The sequence below is a fragment of the Deferrisoma palaeochoriense genome (genome assembly GCF_054656955.1).
On the sequence record NZ_BAAHXI010000146.1, the window covers coordinates 1 to 1,799 of the forward strand.

General features: G+C 65.6%; 2 protein-coding genes. Both read left to right on the top strand.

Annotated features, from left to right (window positions below; translation table 11 throughout):
* Positions 1-955: IS21 family transposase (gene istA, locus ACYQ8L_RS18430; protein WP_459943284.1), on the top strand; the 955-nt coding region annotated here is incomplete at its 5' end.
* Positions 946-1,746 (top strand): IS21-like element helper ATPase IstB, encoded by an 801-nt coding sequence (gene istB, locus ACYQ8L_RS18435; protein ID WP_459943285.1) that lies wholly within the window; start codon positions 946-948, stop codon positions 1,744-1,746. The genes istA and istB, both read left to right, overlap by 10 nt.
* Positions 1,747-1,799: the final 53 nt, after the last annotated feature.

Sequence of the window (1,799 nt, forward strand, 5' to 3'; positions counted from 1 at the left end):
GGAACTGCAGGCGCAGGGCTATGACGGCGGCATCAGCATCCTGCGGGACTACATCCGCCCGAAGCGCCCCCTTCGGGCCTCTCGGGCCACGGTGCGCTTCGAGACGGCCCCAGGGCATCAACTTCAGCACGACTGGGCCGAACTCCACACCCGGATCGCCGGGGTCCGTACCAAGGTCTACGTGGCGGTGAACACCCTGGGCTACTCCCGACGCTTCCACTTCTGGGCCGCACCCCGAAAGGATGCCCACCATGCCTTTGAGTCGCTGGTGCGCGCCTTCGAGTACTTCGGCGGTGTGCCCCGGGAGGTGCTGGTGGACAACGAGAAGACCCAGGTCCTCTCCCACCTCGGCGGCAAGGCCGTGTTCCACCCCTCGTTTCTCGACTTGGCACACCATTACGGGTTCACCCCCAAGGCCTGCCGCCCCTACCGGGCTCGCACCAAGGGAAAGGACGAGCGGGTGGTCGGCTACCTCAAGCAGCACTTCTTCGTGCGCTACCGCGAGTTCGAGAGCTTCGCCCATCTCAACCAACAGGCCGAGCGGTGGCTCGGCGACGAGGCCGACCGGCGCGTCCACGGCACGACACGGGAGGTCGTGATCGAGCGCTTCGCCCGGGAGTTGCCCCACCTCCAGCCCCTGCCGCCCACCCGGTTCGACACCTCCTACCGGGAGACCCGGTGGGTCGCGTGGGACGGTTACATCGACGTGCGAGGCAACCGCTACAGCGTCCCGGCCCATCTGTGTGGCCACCGGGTGACCGTCCGAATCGGTCTCGACGACACCCTTCGAGTGTTCGCCGGGGACCCAGAAGTGCTTGTGGCCACCCACCGGCTGCGCCCCGCCACGGAGGGCTGGGGGCAGATCCCCGATCACCACCGGGCCTTGTGGCAGGAGGCCCTCCGGGTGGAGCAGAGGGACCTCTCCGTCTACGAGGAGGTGGCCGGATGCAACTAGAGGCGCTGTTCACCAAGCTCAAGCTCGACTACCTGCACGCCCAGCTCGATACCCTGTGCGAGCAGGCCGCCAAGCGCGAACTCACCTACCAGGAGTTTCTGGCCGAGGCCCTCCAGACGGAGTGGAGGGGCCGCCACCAGAAAGGGCTCGAAAGCCGCTTGGCCCAGGCCCGATTCCCGTGGCTCAAGACCCTCGAGCAGTTCGACTTCGACTTCCAGCCCTCCATCGACCGCCGCGTGATCCGGGAGCTTGCGGGGCTCGGGTTTGTCCAGCGGGCGGAGAACGTGGTGTTCCTGGGGCCGCCGGGCGTCGGCAAGACTCACCTCGCCATCGCTTTGGGCATCAAAGCCGTGGAAGCCGGCCACCGGGTGCTCTTCCTCACCCTGGAAGAACTTCTCACACGGCTACGCCGAGCCCAGGCGGAAAACCGCTTGGAACGGGCCCTACAGCAACTCGTCTACCCCAAGGTGCTGATCCTCGACGAGATCGGCTACTTGCCCATGAGCCGCCAGGAGGCGAGCCTGTTTTTCCGGCTGCTCACGAGGCGGTACGAGCGGGCGAGCCTCATCCTCACATCGAACAAGAGCTTTGTTGACTGGGGCGAGGTGTTTGGCGACCACGTCCTCGCCACAGCCATTCTGGACCGATTGCTCCACCACGCGACCACGGTGAACATCAAGGGCGAGAGCTACCGGCTTCGAGAGAAGCGCAAGGCCGGTCTCTTTGGCCGAACGCCCAAGCCGGACCCGCCCACCGAGGGCGAGTCACAAGCGGAACAAGCAGATCGGTGAAAAGGTGACATTTTATTTCGGTGAAAAGGCGACAAACTCCGCCGGTGTTGACA